The sequence below is a fragment of the Archangium sp. genome (assembly GCF_036277355.1).
Taxonomy (GTDB): Bacteria; Myxococcota; Myxococcia; order Myxococcales; family Myxococcaceae; genus Archangium.
Window position 1 is genome coordinate 1 of sequence record NZ_DASUNC010000168.1, and the last position, 16,480, is coordinate 16,480.

Consider the following 16,480-nt stretch of genomic DNA (forward strand, 5'->3'; position numbering starts at 1 on the left):
CAGGGTGAACTTCAGCGCCGACACGAGGGTGAGCGCCTCCATGGACTCCTTCAACAGCAGCGCCGCCTCGAGGACCTTCACCCCCTTGTTCATGGTCTCGAGGAGCTCGGCGAGCTCGCGCGTGAGGTGGCCCACCAGGGCGGGCATGTCCCGCGCCGCTGCCTCCACCTGCTCCGGCTCCAGGGACGCGAGCGCCGTCATGGCGGGCTCCAGCAACTTCTGCCAGCCGTCCATCCTCATGAAGAGCACCTCCACGCTATTGAGGCGCCGGGAGAGCGCCGCGTCGGTGAGGGTGAGGAAGTCGACCCATACGGCCAGCAGCATGGAGCCCATCATCGCGGCCTCCAGCCGTGGGCCCGCGAGGCGCAGCAGGGCGAGCTGCATGTCCGGCTCCTCCACCTGCGACGCCTCGGCGGCAAGCTCCGTGGCGGCGGCGAGCTCGGCATCAATCCACCGCAGCTGACGTTCCCCATATTCGACGTAGCGGACGAAGATGCCGTTGCCCACGCGGGCAATGCCCGAGTAGCTGGCCGCGAGTCTGGAGAGCTCGCTGGAGAGTCGGCGGGTGGAGCCGGACACATCGCCCACGCCCTTGCGGAAGGCCAGATGGGCAGCGAGGGCGCTGTGCCACAGTGTCTCGGGAGCAGGAGAGCGCGGCTGGGAGTCGAGTACACGCGGAGACTCCCCGCCCGCGCCGATGGCCCCTGTGGGCCCGGTAGCGCCGTACGGGGTGTAGCGCAGGCTCCGCCCCGAGCCAGGCGGTGGCATCAGCGACACACAGGCGTTGGACAGGAGAACCAGGACAAGCAGCGTGCATCGTCCAGGTCCTGGCCATGACAATGAAGGCGGGGAGCACGGCCACCAGCTCATCCGGAACCTCTTTCTCCTACACGAGCCGCCCAACGTCAGCCAGGAGCAGGCAGGCGTGCAAGGGTTACAGAAAGGGAAGTTCCTTTCCCAGTAGAAAGGCCAGTCCTGGGTAACTCCGGCGGTCACGTGGGGTAGCGGACTTCCCTCTCGTTCCAAGGGTTTGCACAAGGAGTTCCCGCCCCCTGGGGCAGGTGGGCCACGCTTTGCACAGGCAGCCGGGCGGAAGGAGTCCTCCGCGTGTCCGTCCGGTCCCGTTCCGCTGTGTTCCACGCCACCACCCGCGTGCGGGTGAGCACTCCCCGCGGCATGGCCCTCGTGATGGCGCTGCTCGTCGTGGTCCTCGTCACCCTGCTGGTGGCCGGCGCCATCTCCTTCACCGGCACCGAGCGCAATGCCTCCGTGCTCCAGACGCGCGACGACGCGCTCTCGGCCTGCACCCAGGCCGCGCGCAACCTCTTCCTCGCCCGCCTCCGGGTCCTCACCCCCGGCAGCACCGCCCAGGTGCACCTGGATGATGCGTACGGCCAGGGCATCATCCGCGCGGGCCACTTCACCGGCTCGACGCCCTCGCCCACGCTGACACACGTGGAGCGGCTGCCCGCCAACGCCGTGGGCGCCTCGCGCGACACGGCCCGCGACATCAGCAACACGCTCGGCGACGCCGCCGAGGGCGCCTATTGGTACTCCGTGACGGCGCTCTGCCAGGAGTACCCCGGCGGCCCCGAGCGCGAGGTCGAGTTCGTCATCCGTGTCGGCCTTCAGTAGCCCCTCCTCCGAGGAATCCATTCCATGAACGCCCGGAGCCACCTCCGCCGCCTGTCCGCCGCCGCGCTCCTGCTCGCCTCCACCCTGGCCGCCTCCGCCACGCCGGAGGACCCGGGAGCCAGGGCCGCCTGTTGCCAGCTCACCACCTCGCTCGCCGCCGAGGCCCTGCGCGGCCAGGACATCACCGGCGACGAGCGCTTCTTCATGAGCGAGGGCACGCCGCCCAACGTGCACTTCCTCATCGACACCTCGGCGTCCATGCGCGAGCTGCCCCAGGTGCAGGAGGGCAACCACGAGGCCTTATTCGCCGCCGGGGACGGCTGCTCCAACCCGGACCTGCTCGCGATGCAGGCGGCCAACGGGTGGAACCCGTCCACGGCCTACCCGGTGCCGGACGCGGACCACCCCGGCCTGTTCCGCGACGACAAGTTCTACGCGTACATGTTCTGGGAGGACCTCAACACGCCGGCCTCGCAGTGGAACACGAAGGAGGAGGTCTGCGCGTACCAGCACCCGGCGAGCGCGGACCCGACGCGAGCGCTCTACGACGCGTGCCTCGCCTGCATGGAGACGAAGGGCTTCTACAAGCGCCCCGGGGCCATGGGCTCGAGGCCGGGCACGGACCCGAGGCGCTACACGTATGCCTTCTCGGGCCGCTTCCTCAACTTCAACCCGCCCAAGTACGTGACGGCGAAGGCGGTGCTCAAGGCCATCCTCCGGGACATGCGCCAGGCGCGCGTGGGCATCAGCTACTTCGACGCGGACAACACGGTGCACGGCGCGCTCATGTCCATGCCGCAGGGCCCCACGTGCGAGCAGCTCAGCGCGGACCCGCGCGCCTTCGAGACGGTGCGCCCCAGCTACCTCGCGGCCGTGGACGCGCTGCGCTTCAAGGCCGCCACCCCGCTGGCCGAGTCGCTCCTCAACGTGGGGCAGTACTTCTCCTCCAGCAACGCCCTCTACACGGACGTCTTCGGCTTCGACTCGAGCTTCCTCAAGAGCGGCTTCCAGAACGCGCCCCTGTCCCGCCCGGAGCGCAGCTGGTGCTGGGGCTGCCAGGCCACGTCCATCGTCATCGTCACGGACGGCGAGCCGAGCGCCGACGAGCACGTCCCCGCCGGCACCCTCGAGGCCCTCAATGGCGGCGCGGTGGAGTGCCCCGCCTCGGAGCCGTGCCCCGAGGACGCGCTGCACAAGCTGGATGACGTGGCGAAGCTGCTCGCCACGAAGGACCTGCAGTCCGGCAGCCCCGCGGTGGTGGGGGACTTCGACACCGGCGGCCGGCAGAGCCTCACCCTCCACGCCATCGGCTTCGGCATCAACGCCAACATCCTCAAGAACGCGGCGCGCGTGGGCGGCGGCCTCTACTACCAGGCCAACGATGGCGCGGGGCTGAAGCAGGCCCTGGAGGACATCATCGCCAACGTGAACCGGCGCTCCACCTCCTTCTCCGCGGCGTCCACGTCCGGCGGACAGCTCGGCTCGGCGAGCGGCACGCTGGTGCCCCGCCTGCGTCCGGGCCGCGACCGGGACGAGCCGTGGCGCGGCTACCTCTACCGCTACAAGCTCGCCTCGGAGCTGCTGCTCGGCTGCAAGGCGGCGCTCGCCTCCTCGGGTGGAGATCCGTGGGACCTCAACCACGACAAGGACTGCGACGACGTCCACCTCATGGACATGGACGGGGACGCCGTGGTGGAGAACGAGGTGGGCGACTTCGTGAAGCTGAGGGACCGCCTGGTGCCCGCCAGGCCCTTCTGGGAGGCGGGCCAGAAGCTCAAGCCCTCGGCGGCGGCCTCGCAGCGGTGGAAGACGCGGGAGCTCTACACGCTCGTGGACAACGGCGGCGCCTCGGGTGGGCCGGACGGGCGGCTGGACTCGCACGACACGCCGGTGGCCTTCACCGAGGCCAATGCGCCGGTGCTGCGCGAGGCCCTCGGCATCGGCGCGAGCGGGTGCACCGTGGCGGGCGAGAAGCTGGGCCCGGACGACTGTGCCCGCGCCGTCATCCGCTACTACCGGGGCGCGGACGTGCTGAACCCGGACAAGACGCGGCGCGACTTCGACCGGCCCTTCCTGCTGCATGACATCTTCCACTCGGCGCCGCGGACGGTGGAGCCGCCCATGCCACGGGAGTTCTGTGGCTTCTCGACGCAGTGCCTGCAGACGCTCTACGCGGGCCGCACGGAGCAGAAGCACTACACGGAGGCGGGCTCGGGCCGCACGCGCGACGCCTATGACGAGTACGTGGCCCGCCACGAGCAGCGCGACCGGGTGGTCCTGGTGGGCTCCAACGGCGGCATGCTGCACGCCTTCCACAACGGCACCCGCACGGGGAAGGACGCGCTCACCGGCCTGCCGAAGCACGACGAGGGCACGGGCGAGGAGCTCTGGGCCTTCATCCCCCCGGACCTGTTGCCCAGGCTGTTGCCCAAGCTGGGCCAGCACGGCTGGTTCGTGGACGGCACGCCCATGGTGCGCGAGGTGTGGCTGGACGGGGTGGGCGCCTCCGGAGACGCGGAGGCGGACGGGAAGAAGCAGGCCAGCGAGTTCCGCACGGTGGCGGTGGTGGGCACGGGCACGGGCGGGGTGCACCGCTTCGCGCTGGACGTGACGGCGCTGATGAAGAGCCCGGGGGCAGCACAGCCGGGCCGCCCGCCCCACCAAAGGGGGGACTTCCTGTGGATGTGGCCGCAGCCGTGTGACGCGCTCGCGCTCCAGCTGGGCGAGAGCGATGGGCACTTCGCGCCGAGGCCTCCGCCGATCGGCCCGGTGGCGCTGGCGGATCCAGAGGGCCCGTGGCGCGTGGCGGGCAAGCCGGCCCGCGAGGACTGGGTCGTCTTCCTCAATGGCGGGTATGACCGCTCCCAGAACCGTGGCCGGGGCCTGGCCATGGTGGACATGAAGACGGGCGAGACGCTGTGGAGCTTCTTCCACGGCGACGGCAGCACGCGCTCCGAGCACCTGCGCCACCCCTTCGCGGCCAGCGTGGCGATGATGGACATTGGCGGCGAGCTCAGCTCCAAGCCGGACGGAGACCTGCTCTTCGACACGGCGACGGTGGCGGACTACGGGGGCCAGGTGTGGACGGTGCGCTTCTGGCAGCCCGGGGAGCGGCCGGCGGGGGGAGGCCAGGTGGCCAACTGGTTCGCCGCCCGGGCCTTCCAGGTGAAGCCCCCGGACACGGTGGAGAGCCCCGATGCCGACACGGTGCGGCCCGCCTTCAGCTACATGACCTCCAACACGGTGCAGCCGGACACGGGCTACCTGCGCACCTTCGTGGGGACGGGGGACCGCTACAACCTGGCGGAGAGCGGCGGGACGACGTGCCGGCTCTCCAACCCGCTGGGGTGCGCGCAGCTCGGCTGCCGCGCGAGCCAGAGCGTCACCGTGCAGCGCGGCGGCTCGACGCTCTGGAGCGCCAGCACCACCTACGAGGGCTACAAGTACACGCCGGAAACGCCCACCCCGGCGACGGAGGGGGGCACCTGCGGCTCGACGAAGGTATCGCTGGACTGGGACTACGACGCGGCCAACGGTTGCACGGCGAGCAGCGCGGGGCGGCTGGAGTACACCTGTGACGCCAGCGGCTGCCGGGTGACGAAGGACGACTGGGTGCCCGTGGCGGCGACGAAGCCGCTGCCGGCCACCAGCGTCAACCGCTTCTACGGCTTCTGGAGCTACGGGGTGAAGAAGGCGCGCACCTTCGACACGGCGGCGGCGGCCACGGCGTACGAGGCCGGCATGCTGACGGAGGACTCCCTGGTGGACGTGTCCCAGTTCGGGGCGGACGGCCGGGTGACGACGGGCGAGAAGGAGGCCGGCTCCCTGGAGGCGGGGTGGTACGTGCGGTACCGGGCCCCCCGGGAGCAGACGGGGAGTGGGACGTCCATCGTCAACGGATGCGTGCTGTGGAACAGCTTCGAGCCCGGGGCGTCGGGGGGGATGTGCGCGGCCTCGGGGGGCCACAGCGCCCGGGTGTACCAGGCCGGCTTCGTGGGGGGAGCGGCCCACTGCGCCGAGGGCTTCGCCACGGTGGCGGGCACGGCGGGGGGGCGCACCTGGAAGCGCTTCGAGGAGCGGAGCGTGATGGCGGCCCCGGCGGACCCGGTGCCCCAGAGGGGCCTGGAGACGGTGGACATCCTGCTCAACGAGCCGGGGACGGGCCCCCGCCGGCTGGGGGTCTCCCTGGAGAACGAGGCCCTCCAGTCCCTCTACCAGCTGGAGCTGGACCGTTCCGGCCATGACTGCCGGCACGAGGCCACCCGCTGCGAGTAGCCCGCAACCATTGATTCCGGGCGGGGGCTGGCGTAGGCAACGGCCCTCACTCATTTTCGAAGGATTTCAAGCAGATGGCCGAGAAGCTGGCACCGCGCGAGAAGGGCTTTTCCGAGTGGTATGTGGACCTGGTCCAGAAGGCGAAGCTCGCCGACTACTCGGACGTGAAGGGCTGCATGGTCATCCGGCCCAATGGCTATGCCATCTGGGAGAACATGCAGCGCGTCCTGGACAAGATGTTCAAGGACCTGGGCCACAAGAACGCCTACTTCCCGCTGCTCATCCCCGAGAGCTACCTGAAGAAGGAGGCCGAGCACGTCGAGGGCTTCAACCCGCAGCTGGCGGTGGTGACGCACGCCGGTGGGGCCAAGCTGGAGGAGCCCTACGTCATCCGGCCCACGTCGGAAACCATCATCAACCGCAGCTTCGCCAAGTGGATCCAGAGCTACCGGGACCTGCCGCTGCTCATCAACCAGTGGGCGAACGTGATGCGCTGGGAGATGCGCACGCGCCTGTTCCTGCGGACCACCGAGTTCCTCTGGCAGGAGGGCCACACCTGCCACGAGACGGAGGACGACGCGGAGAAGGAGACACTGCAGATGCTGGAGGTGTACCGGAAGTTCGCCGAGGACTACATGGCGATGCCGGTGATGACGGGGCGCAAGACGGAGTCGGAGAAGTTCGCCGGCGCGCTGCGCACGTACAGCATCGAGGCGATGATGCAGGACAAGAAGGCGCTGCAGGCGGGCACCAGCCACAACCTGGGGCAGAACTTCGCCAAGGCCTTCGACACGATGTTCCAGGGCCGGGACGGCAAGCAGCACCACGTGTGGCAGACGTCGTGGGGCGTGTCCACGCGCCTCATCGGCGGGCTCATCATGACGCACTCGGATGACACGGGTCTCATCGTGCCGCCGCGGCTGGCGCCGACGCACGTGGTGATCATCCCGATCGCGGGCAAGGCGACGGACGCGGAGAAGACGCAGGTGATGGAGAAGTCGCACGCGCTGGCGGCGGACCTGAAGAAGGCGGGCCTGAGCGTGGTGGTGGACGACGACGACACGAAGAGCCCGGGCTGGAAGTACAGCGAGCACGAGCTGATCGGCACGTGCCTGCGGGTGGAGCTGGGTCCGAAGGATCTGGCGAAGGGCTCGTGCGTGATGGTGCGCCGGGACGTGAAGCAGAAGGAGTTCATCCCGCTGGACCAGGCGGTGGGCAAGGCCCAGGAGATGCTCGAGCAGATGCAGACGTCGCTGTTCGAGAAGGCGAAGAGCTTCCGGGACGCGAACACCTTCGAGGTGAACAGCTACGAGGAGATGAAGGAGAAGGCGGACGCGGGGTTCCTGCTGGCGCACTGGAATGGGGACCCGAAGGTGGAGGCGCGCATCAAGGACGAGACGGGCCTGACGACGCGCAACCGGCCGTTCGCGCTGAAGCAGGAGGCGGGCAAGTGCGTGGTGACGGGAGAGCCGTCGCCGGGCCGCATCGTCTTCTCCAAGGCGTACTGAGGAAGACCATTTCCCCTCTCCCCTCGGGAGAGGGACGGGGTGAGGGTGCGGCGGGCCCCGGGCCGTCCCCTGCCCCCCACTCCGGACCGCATCCGCGTCACGCCTTGCGGCCGTCCGCGGGAACCCAGGCCCCACACCGCTCGCACTTCGTCTCGTAGCGGGGCATGTCGGCCTGACAGTGGGGGCACGGGCCGGCGAGCACGTGCTTCGCGTCCACGCCGGGGGCGGTGCTGCCGCAGCTCGGGCAGGCGCCGAGCTCGGCGGCGTAGAGGGCCTGACAGCTCGGACAGGACACACGCCCGAGCGCCCCGGCCTTCGCCTCCAGCCGCACCAGCTCCGGGTAGTGCGCCTCGAGCTCGGCCGAGCTCATCCGGTCCTCCTCGGCCGCCGGAGACCAGATGATCTCCAGCACGTCCACGGGCTCGCCCGAGGTCTGCGCCTGCAACAGCTCGAGCAACGCCTGGGCGGAGACCTCGGAGGGCAACGAGGAGGGAAGACCCTTGCGGCCCATCAGCAGGCTCACCACCACCAGGCCCTGGCCCTCACGGGAGCGGGCGCGCTCGCCGTCCCCCTCCTCGCGCCGCTCGCCGCGGACGAGCTCCTTCGAGTACCGGCCCCGCAGCTCCGACGCGAGCTCGAGGAAGCGCGCCTGCGCACGGCCGAGCCGCAGCGACTCTCCCGTCCAGCAGGCGTACCGCGCGTGAGGCAGGGAGCGCTCCAGCGCGTAGATGACCTGGTCCAACGAGTCCTGCAGCGAAGCGTACCGGAAGCTCTCGGCGATGTTCGCGAGCTCCTTCTGCACCACGGCGCGCGCGCCCCAGTCGAAGGCCACGCTCACCCGCACGATGTGGGCGACCCCGAAGAGCTCCGAGAAGGAGGGAAGGCGCAAGGACCAGGAGGCGCTGGAGGACTTCGCCGGCCCCGGGACGAGGAGCCGGGAAGGGAGGGCGACGAACCCGACGAAGACGAGCAACGCGAGCAGCCCATGGGGCCAGAAGAACCGCTGGAGCGGACCGGGAGGCTCGAACGCGGCCCGCTCGTCCGGCTCCAACACCACGACCCCCGCCTGCCTGTGGGAGGCGAGCCACTGCTGCTCTCGCGCCTCCCACTCGGCCCGCTCCTGCTCGCGCCGGGCGCGCTCCATCGAATCGAGGAGCCGCTCCTCGGCGGTGGGCTCGCGCTTGACCGCGGGAGACCGCTGCCGGGTGGACTTCTCCTTCTTCTCGCCGAACAGGGAACCCGAGCCGCGGCCATTTCCCGACGAGCCACCGGACGAGCCGGAGGACGAGCTCCCGGATGAGCCGCCCCCGAAGCTCCCCCCGCCGAAGCTTCCACCCGTGGACTGAGCCCGGGCCGAGCAGGCCACCAGCAACACCGTGACGAAGAACCACCGCATGCGCATAGACTAGCACCGGACGGAAACCCGGCGGAGCGCATACACATGGGCGAGCGGATGTTCACCGGCAGCTTGTTCGCGTTCATCACGTGCTTCACCTCCTTCATGTTCCTCAATGACGCGTGCGAGGTGGACCGCTACCCCCAGCGCCACGTCGAGCGCATCCACCAGCGGGAGGTCGCCGCCGCCGAGTCACTCGGATTCCAGCGCGCGGCGCCGGAGCAGGTGGAGGCCACGTCCACGGAGCAGCGGGTGATCCGGCTCGGGAAGGAGGAGTGCGTCGCGGTGGTGGCCAGCGCATCGGGGAGGGATACGGGCTGGAGCCTCTCGCTGCGGCCGAGCGACACCTCGGACCGGCACTCCGATTGGGCCCGGCACGAGAGCAGCAACGGCCCCGTCCACCACGTCCAGGCCTGCACGCACGAGCCCGTCGAGCTGCGCGCGCAGATGAATGTGTTCTCGAAGGGCGTGCGGACGGAATGGACCGTGCTCACCGCGCCCTCGGAGCGCGTGGGAGGCAACGCCGGGCTCAACCGTGGGTGGGTTCCGCTCGACGCTCCCCCGCGAGCGGAAGAGCCCGCCCCCACGGTCCAGACTCCGCCGCCCTGACCCGCGCGGAGATGCCCGTCTAGCGCTGTGCGGCCCGGGCGAGCCGCTCGGACAGGCGGCGCAGGTGCTCGTGCACCCGGCAGCGCTCCGCATCCAGCTCCTCGATGCGTCCCGCCACTCCGGACAACCGCTCGGACACCACCCGCGCGGGAGCCTGCACCGTCACCCGCGCGCGGAACCGGTACGCCTCCGTCGAGACCGCTTGTGACACATTGCCTCGATGGCGCCGGCCTGACCGGCGTCCAGGTCACCTCCCTCGACGGGCTCCACAATACCTGGGAGCAGCTCGCCGTGGCGCCGTACGTGAGTCCCTTCTCCGCCGCGCCGCGCGCCTGAGCGGGGGGCTCGCCCTCACCCCGTGGCGCGAAGCGCCTTGCTGGCCGGGACGAAGGTGGCCACGGGCTCCTTCTTGCCGGCCACCGGGAGCGGCTCCGCGGCCTCGAAGTGGAACTCGCCGCCGCAGCGCGACAGGGTCGCCTCGGACACGAGCATGGGCACGCCCACCTTCTTCGTCAGCCCCTCGATGCGGCTGGCCAGGTTCACCGCGTCCCCAATCACCGTGTACTCGCGCCGCTGCTCCGGGCCCACGTCCCCCACCACCACCCGGCCCGTGTGGATGCCGATGCCGATGCGCAACGGCTCCTCGCCCCGCTCGCGGCGCTCGGCGTTGAGCGTCTCCAGCGCCTCCAACATGGCCAGCCCACACGCCACCGCCGCCTGCGGATGGCCCTCCATCTCCAGCGGCGCGCCGAAGTACGCCAGAATCCCGTCACCGATGAACTTGTCGAGCGTGCCCCCGTGGCGGAACACCACCTCCACCATGCGCGCCAGGTACTCGTTGAGCAGGCGCACCACCTGGGGGCTCTCCATCTGCTCGGACATGGAGGTGAAGCCGCGGATGTCGGCGAAGAGCAGCGTCACCTCGCGGTGCTCGCCCACGGACTCGTTGGTGCCGCGCTCGGCGATGCGGCGGGCCACCTCGGGCGAGAAGTAGCGGCCCAGGCGGTTGCGGCGGATTTCCTCCCGGCTCACCTCGCGCACCAGCCCGCGCACCTGGCGGCTGGCCAGGGAGGAGATGGCCGCGACGATGAGCAGCACCAGCACCACGCCCGAGACCCTGCCCACCGTGATGAGCTCCAGGCGGGACATCAGCCCCAGTTGCAGGAGGCACGCGAGCACGGCGGCGGCGCCCACGCTCACGGACGAGTCGCTCAGGGTCGCCACGCCCATCACCATGCAGCCGGCGGCGCAGACCGTCAGTCCGGCCGTGAACGAGCTGTCCGGCGAGGCCTCCAGCCCCAGGAACTGGATGAAGAAGAAGAGGGGCATGTCCACCAGCAGCAGGCCCAGCTCGGGCCGCCGGAGCAGCACCGGGAGGAACCCGCTCCCCAGCCACAACCCCACCGCGAGCAGCAGGTGGAAGGCCACCGCCTTCAGGGGCACGCTCCAGTCGAACGTGAAGGCCACCAGCCACCAGGCCAGCACCACCTGGACGCGCAGGCGGTACGTCCAGCGCCCCACCCGGGCGCGCTGCGCATCGAACCGCTGCTGGAGGAGCTCGTCGAAACGGGAGGAATCCATGGCGTCACCCCGTGGCGCGAAGTGCCCCACGGGACGGGACGAAGGTGGCCACCGGCTCCTTCTTGCCGGCCACCGGCAGCGGCACCGCGGCCTCGAAGTGGAACTCGCCGCCACACCGCTCGCGCGTGGCCTCGGAGACGAGCAGGGACACGCCCACCTTCTTCGTCAGCCCCTCGATGCGGCTGGCCAGGTTCACCGCGTCTCCAATCACCGTGTACTCGCGCCGCTGCTCGGGCCCCACGTCTCCCACGACGACGCTGCCCGTGTGCAGCCCGATGCCGATGCTCAACGGCTCCTCGCCCCGGGCGCGGCGCTCGGCGTTGAGCACCTCCAGCGCGTCCAGCATGGCCAGCCCGCACGCCACCGCCGCCTGCGGGTGCCCCGTCAGCTCCAGCGGCGCGCCGAAGTACGCCAGAATCCCGTCGCCGATGAACTTGTCGAGCGTGCCCCCGTGGCGGAACACCACCTCCACCATGCGCGCCAGGTACTCGTTGAGCAGGCGCACCACCTGGGGGCTGTCCATGCGCTCGGACAGGGAGGTGAAGCCGCGGATGTCGGCGAAGAGCAGCGTCACCTCGCGGTGCTCGCCCTGGGCGCCGTCGGAGGTGGCGCCGGCCTGGAGGATGCGGCGGGCCACCTCGGGCGAGAAGTAGCGGCCCAGGCGCGTGCGGTGCGTCTGCTCCTGGGACACCTCGAGCACCAGCTTGTACATCTGCCGGCGCGTGTACCGCGCCGCCACGGCCGCCAGGACGAGCACCAGCGTCACACCCGGGAGGTTGTCCGTCACGCTCCGGCCCGTCTCCCGCACGAGCGCCGTCTCCAGGCCGATGCCGAGCAGGGTGGCCACGGCCAGCGACAGGCGCGAGCCGCCCAGCAGCGCCATCAGCATCACCAGGATGATGTAGACGCCCACCGTGAAGCCGGCGAGCACCTGGCCGTTGATGGCGAGGGCCGCCGCCGGGGCCTGGATGACGAAGACGGCGGGCATGTCGAGCAGCAGCACGACGAGCTCCGGCCTGTGGCGCAGCAGCGGCACGAAGCGGACGCCCGCCCACAAGGCCAGGGAGATGAGCACGTAGGCGCCCACGCTCGTGAGGTGCATGGTCCAGTCGAAGACGAACGCACAGGCGAGCCAGCCCAGGGCACCCAGGGCGCGGAAGCGGTACACCCAACGCCCCATGCGCACGCGCTGTGCGTCGAGCCGCTGGCGAAGGATGTCGTCGAGGACGGACTCGGTGACGGACTCGGTGGACACGGGCCGGGGAGGCTAGTCCAGCGCCCGCGCGTTCTCCAGAGAGGGGCGGTATGGGCTATCCTCGGCAGCCGGATGGCGAGCTTCGGTCATGTCGCGGTGGGAATGGCGCTCGGACGCCTGGGCGTGGGGCAGGCGGCCCCGAGGCGCGTGGGCCTGGCCATGCTGGGGATGTCCGCGCTGGCCATGCTGCCGGACGCGGACGTCATCGCCTTCGCGCTGAGGATTCCCTACGCGGCGACGTGGGGGCACCGGGGGGCCTCGCACTCGGTGCTGCTCGCGGCGGCGGTGGCGCTGGGGGTGGCGGCCGGAACGCGGCTGGCGCGGGGGCCGGCCCTGAAGGCGGGGCTGCTCACCCTCGCCGCGCTGGGCAGCCACGGCCTGCTGGACGCGATGACCACGGGGGGCCTGGGCGCGGCGCTCCTCTGGCCACTGGACGACACCCGCTACTTCTTCTCGCTGCGCCCCATTCCCGTGGCCCCCATCGGCGCGGGCATGCTCTCCCGGCGCGGCCTGTACGTCGTCCTCGTGGAGCTGCTCCTCTTCCTGCCCTTCTGGGCCTATGCCCTCTGGCCTCGCCGCCGCGCCTTCCGGCCAGGGGAAGGATGACGCCATGCGTCTCTTCGTCGCCGTCACCCTGGGGGAAGGCATCGAGTCCCAGGTCTCGGCCGCCCTCCCGCGCCTGAAGGCCCTGGCGCCGCACGCGCGCTGGGTGCCCCCGGCCAACCTGCACCTCACGCTGAGCTTCCTCGGCGAGGTGGAGGCCGAGCGGATGCCCGCCGTGAAGGACGTCCTCACCCGCGTGGGCCCGGCGCATGCCCCACTGGTGTTGCGCATCGAGGGCGGAGGCGCCTTCGGCTCGCCGGCCCACCCGCGCGTCCTGTGGGCGGGGGTGGGCGGGGACACCCAGGCGTTGGGGGCATTGCAGGCGGACGTGGCGGAGGGGTTGAAGCCGCTGGGCTTCGAGCCCGAGCACCGCGAGTACGCCGCGCACCTCACGCTGGCGCGGGCGAAGGTGCCCCGGGGAGACCGGCAGCTGGCCGGGTGCGTGCGCGCGCTCCAGGGCGAGAAATGGGGGGAGACGCGGGTGGACCGGCTCGTCCTCTTCGAGAGCCTGGGCGGCAAGTACCACCCGCGCGCCGAGGTCCCCCTGGGCGGCGGATGACCCCCCTCTGCCCCTGGGCCGGGGTGAGGGTCTCCCCTGGCCCCCTCCGTGCACCGGAAGACTCCCGAGGCGCGGTGCTCGCGCCCGAAAGGACCGGGTTTCCATGCGTTGGCTGAAGCTGTCGCTGCTGTCGCTGTCACTCCTGGCCCACACCGCGGCTGGCGCGCCACACCCGCTGGAGGGCGAGTTGAGGACGGGGGACCTCGTCTTCCACACCTCGCGCTCGCAGCAGAGCGCGGCCATCCGGGCGGCGACGGACAGCCCCCTGTCGCACGTGGGGCTGGTGGAGGTGACGGCCGGGGGCGTGTACGTGGTGGAGGCGGTGCAGCCGGTGAAGCGGGTGCCCTTCGCGAAGTGGAAGGCGCGCGGGGTGGGCGGCCGGCTCCTGGTGCTGCGGCCCGGGCAGCTCCCCGAGGCCCAGCGCGAGGCGGCCGTGAAGGAGGCGAAGCGGCACCTGGGCAAGCCCTACGACTGGCGCTTCGAGTGGGATGACCGGGCCATGTACTGCTCGGAGCTGGCGCGCAAGGCCTACTCGGCCGCCGCGGGCGTGGACTACGGGAAGATGGAGCGCCTGGGCTCCCTGAAGGTGAAGCGGCTGGGGCCGGCGCTCCAGCAACGCTATGGCGGAAAGGTGCCCCTGGACCTGGAGCTCATCACCCCGGCGAGCCTCGCCGCGGACGAGCGCCTCACGGTGGTGCATAACGACTTCCCCGAAGTCCGCTGAATGCCCAAAAGGAGGCATAATGGGGGGCCATGTCCCCCCGTCTCGTGCTCTTCGTTGGCCTCCTGGCCCTTCTCGGTACCGGCTGCCGCAACAACGACGGTGCGGTGAAGCTCACCGTCTCGTACACGGGCTTCAAACCCGGGTGCATCCGGGTGGGCGTGAAGGACGCACAAAGCGCGGGCGAGCCGCGCACCACGGAGCTGGCGGGCAAGGGCGAGCCCACGGGCGGCTCGGTGACGGTGGCCGCCTACCGTGAGTCCGGCTGGGGCACCACCCTCGCCGTGCTGGCCGAGGCCTTCGAGACGCAGTGCACGGGCACCCCGGTGGCCACCACCACCGAGACGGTGACCGTCAACCCGGGCAACGTGGCCGAGAAGGAGCTGACGCTGACGGCCACTGACGGGGACAAGGACGGGTACGTGTCCGTGGCCACCGGCGGCACCGACTGCGACGACGCCAACGCCGAGCGGAGCCCGGGCGCGCAGGAGCTGTGCAACGACCGGGACGACAACTGCGACGGCAAGAAGGACGAGAGCTTCGAGGTGGGCCAGCTGTGCGACGCGGCCGACAGCTGCAAGGGCGCCTGGACGTGCGCGACCCAGAGCACGCGCGCCTGTGTGTCCAAGCCGGGCCAGTGGCGCCAGGACGCGGACAACGACGGCCAGGGCTCCAAGGTGGGCACGGGCATCACCAGCTGCACCCAGCCGCTGGGCTACGTGGCCAACGACTTCGACTGCGACGACACCAACAACCAGCGCTACCGGGGCGCGCCCGAGCTGTGCAACGCGGCGGACGACGACTGCGACGGCAATGCGGACAACGGGCTGGCGCTGAACACCGACTGCACGGGCGAGGGCGGATGCGGGGGCAAGCGCGTCTGCGGCACGGATGGAGGTGTCCTCTGCAACAACCCCAAGCCCACCGTGCTGTACGCCGACAGCGACTCGGACACCTACGGCGCGGCGGACGCGGGCGTGACGAACTGCGGCCCCACCCGCGCCGGCTACGTCGCCAACTCCACGGACTGCGACGACACGCGGGCCAAGGTGAATCCCGGCGCGCCGGAGATCTGCGACTCGCTGGACAACAACTGCAACGGCACCCAGGACGAGGGCTACGCCGTGAGCATCGCGTGCAGTCCGGGCTACAACTGCCCGGGCACGACGGAGTGCGCCGCGGACGGCGGCACCCAGTGCACCTTCACCACCTCGCCTTCCACCTACTACCCGGACGAGGACCTCGACCTGCGCGGCAAGGCGGACGCGGGCGTGCTGACCTGCACACCGGACGCCGGCTACCTCCTCGCGGGCGGAGACTGCGACGACGGCAACCCCTTCATCTACACGGGCGCTCCCGAGCTGTGCGACCAGACGGACAACAACTGCGAGGGCACGGTGGACGAGGGCGGCGTGTGCCCGGCGGGCGGCCCGAGCTGGGTGGACCAGTCGACGGCCGGCGCGGACATCTGGCGCTCGGTGGCCCTGTTCGGGGATGGCGGTGTCTGGGTGGCTGGAAACGGCAATCGCCTGCGGCTGCGCGCCCCCGGGCAGACCAGCTTCCAGAACCTCGACGGGCAGTGCGCGGGCGACTGGTACGCGGCCTGGGCCCACCCGGTCACGGGAGAGGTCACCCTCGGCGGAGTCAACCGCCTCATTGGCCGCCGTACCGTTGCCGGCCCGGGCTGTGACGTCGGAACCGATGCCACGGACACCGACGTGCGAGGAATCGTCGGCGTTCCCCTGTCCGGTGGCGGCTTCGAGCTGCACGCCGGTGGCCAGTCCCGCACCGCCGTCAGCGATGGGAAGCTGATGTGGTGGAATGGCAGCACCGTCCTCTTCGATCCGCCCCCCCTGGTGGCCCCCATCTGGGACGTGCATGGCGTCTCGCGCGACGTGCTCTTCGCGGTGGGCGGCTACGACACCACCTCCGGCTCCTCCATCGGCGCTCGCGTCTACCGCTTCAAGAACGGCAACGATTGGGAGACCGAGAACGTCCAGGCCGTCACGGACGTGGATGACAAGCTGCGGGGCATCTGGGTGGTGAACCCGACGCTCGCCTACGCCGTGGGTGAGAAGAGCTCCGTGCTCATGTGGTCGAACGGAACCTGGAGCAAGCACTCGGCGCCGTCGGGCGAGGATCTGCTCTCCGTGGTCGCCTTCGGGAAGAACTCCATCTACGTCACCACGGATAGCGGGAAGGTCTACCGGTACAACGGGAGCACCTGGAGCTCGGTCTTGAGCACGGGCAATGCCCTGTACGACATCGCGGGCACCGGCCCCGACAACCTCTGGGTGGTGGGCGACAACGGGGAGATGCGCCGCTGGCCGCGGTGAGC

The 16,480-nt window shown here is 70.8% G+C and carries 12 protein-coding genes and 1 pseudogene; 8 read left to right on the forward strand and 5 right to left on the reverse strand.

The genetic code is table 11. The features are described from left to right. Positions 1-768: pseudogene (locus VFZ09_RS41425) on the reverse strand (DUF2380 domain-containing protein); the annotation flags it as partial. Positions 769-1,107: 339 nt separating this feature from the next. Here VFZ09_RS41425 and VFZ09_RS41430 point away from each other — a divergent pair. From VFZ09_RS41430 to proS, 3 genes are all read left to right on the forward strand, one after another. Continuing rightward, complete coding sequence (locus VFZ09_RS41430; RefSeq protein ID WP_329733321.1) at positions 1,108-1,635, forward strand: hypothetical protein; 528 nt, start codon at positions 1,108-1,110, stop codon at positions 1,633-1,635. 24 nt (positions 1,636-1,659) lie between these two features. After that, positions 1,660-5,910 carry a pilus assembly protein PilY gene (locus tag VFZ09_RS41435; RefSeq protein ID WP_329733322.1) on the forward strand — a complete coding sequence of 1,417 codons (4,251 nt, stop codon included), beginning with the start codon at positions 1,660-1,662 and terminating at the stop codon, positions 5,908-5,910. A gap of 74 nt (positions 5,911-5,984) precedes the next feature. Next, positions 5,985-7,418, forward strand: coding sequence for a proline--tRNA ligase (gene proS / locus VFZ09_RS41440; RefSeq protein WP_329733323.1), 1,434 nt, complete (start codon positions 5,985-5,987; stop codon positions 7,416-7,418). Between the two features lie 97 nt (positions 7,419-7,515). Here the strand turns inward: proS and VFZ09_RS41445 are convergent, their stop codons facing one another. Next, on the reverse strand, positions 7,516-8,820 hold the full coding sequence (locus VFZ09_RS41445) for a DUF1517 domain-containing protein (RefSeq protein ID WP_329733324.1): 1,305 nt from the start codon (positions 8,818-8,820) through the stop codon (positions 7,516-7,518). A 39-nt stretch (positions 8,821-8,859) separates the two neighbouring features. On the opposite strand from VFZ09_RS41445, the gene VFZ09_RS41450 reads away from it, so the two are divergent. Continuing rightward, entirely contained in the window at positions 8,860-9,423 is a 564-nt protein-coding gene (locus VFZ09_RS41450) for a hypothetical protein (RefSeq protein WP_329733325.1), read from the forward strand. Between the two features lie 19 nt (positions 9,424-9,442). On the opposite strand, the gene VFZ09_RS41455 is transcribed toward VFZ09_RS41450, so the two are convergent. The 3 genes from VFZ09_RS41455 to VFZ09_RS41465 all read right to left on the reverse strand — a co-directional run bounded on the left by VFZ09_RS41455 (position 9,443) and on the right by VFZ09_RS41465 (position 12,259). Next, on the reverse strand, positions 9,443-9,634 hold the full coding sequence (locus VFZ09_RS41455) for a hypothetical protein (protein WP_329733326.1): 192 nt from the start codon (positions 9,632-9,634) through the stop codon (positions 9,443-9,445). Between the two features lie 140 nt (positions 9,635-9,774). Further along, positions 9,775-11,004, reverse strand: a complete 1,230-nt coding sequence (locus VFZ09_RS41460; RefSeq protein ID WP_329733327.1) for an adenylate/guanylate cyclase domain-containing protein — start codon at positions 11,002-11,004, stop codon at positions 9,775-9,777. 4 nt (positions 11,005-11,008) lie between these two features. Continuing rightward, entirely contained in the window at positions 11,009-12,259 is a 1,251-nt protein-coding gene (locus tag VFZ09_RS41465) for an adenylate/guanylate cyclase domain-containing protein (RefSeq protein WP_329733328.1), read from the reverse strand. Between the two features lie 72 nt (positions 12,260-12,331). On the opposite strand from VFZ09_RS41465, the gene VFZ09_RS41470 reads away from it, so the two are divergent. The 4 genes from VFZ09_RS41470 (at position 12,332) to VFZ09_RS41485 (ending at position 16,478) form a co-directional block, all read left to right on the forward strand. Next, positions 12,332-12,865, forward strand: coding sequence for a metal-dependent hydrolase (locus VFZ09_RS41470; protein ID WP_329733329.1), 534 nt, complete (start codon positions 12,332-12,334; stop codon positions 12,863-12,865). Between the two features lie 4 nt (positions 12,866-12,869). Next, positions 12,870-13,421: an RNA 2',3'-cyclic phosphodiesterase gene (gene thpR, locus VFZ09_RS41475; RefSeq protein WP_329733330.1), complete on the forward strand. Its 552-nt coding sequence runs from the start codon at positions 12,870-12,872 to the stop codon at positions 13,419-13,421. Between the two features lie 103 nt (positions 13,422-13,524). Beyond that, on the forward strand, positions 13,525-14,145 hold the full coding sequence (locus VFZ09_RS41480; protein ID WP_329733331.1) for a YiiX/YebB-like N1pC/P60 family cysteine hydrolase: 621 nt from the start codon (positions 13,525-13,527) through the stop codon (positions 14,143-14,145). Between the two features lie 29 nt (positions 14,146-14,174). Then, positions 14,175-16,478: a MopE-related protein gene (locus VFZ09_RS41485; RefSeq protein WP_329733332.1), complete on the forward strand. Its 2,304-nt coding sequence runs from the start codon at positions 14,175-14,177 to the stop codon at positions 16,476-16,478. Positions 16,479-16,480: the final 2 nt, after the last annotated feature.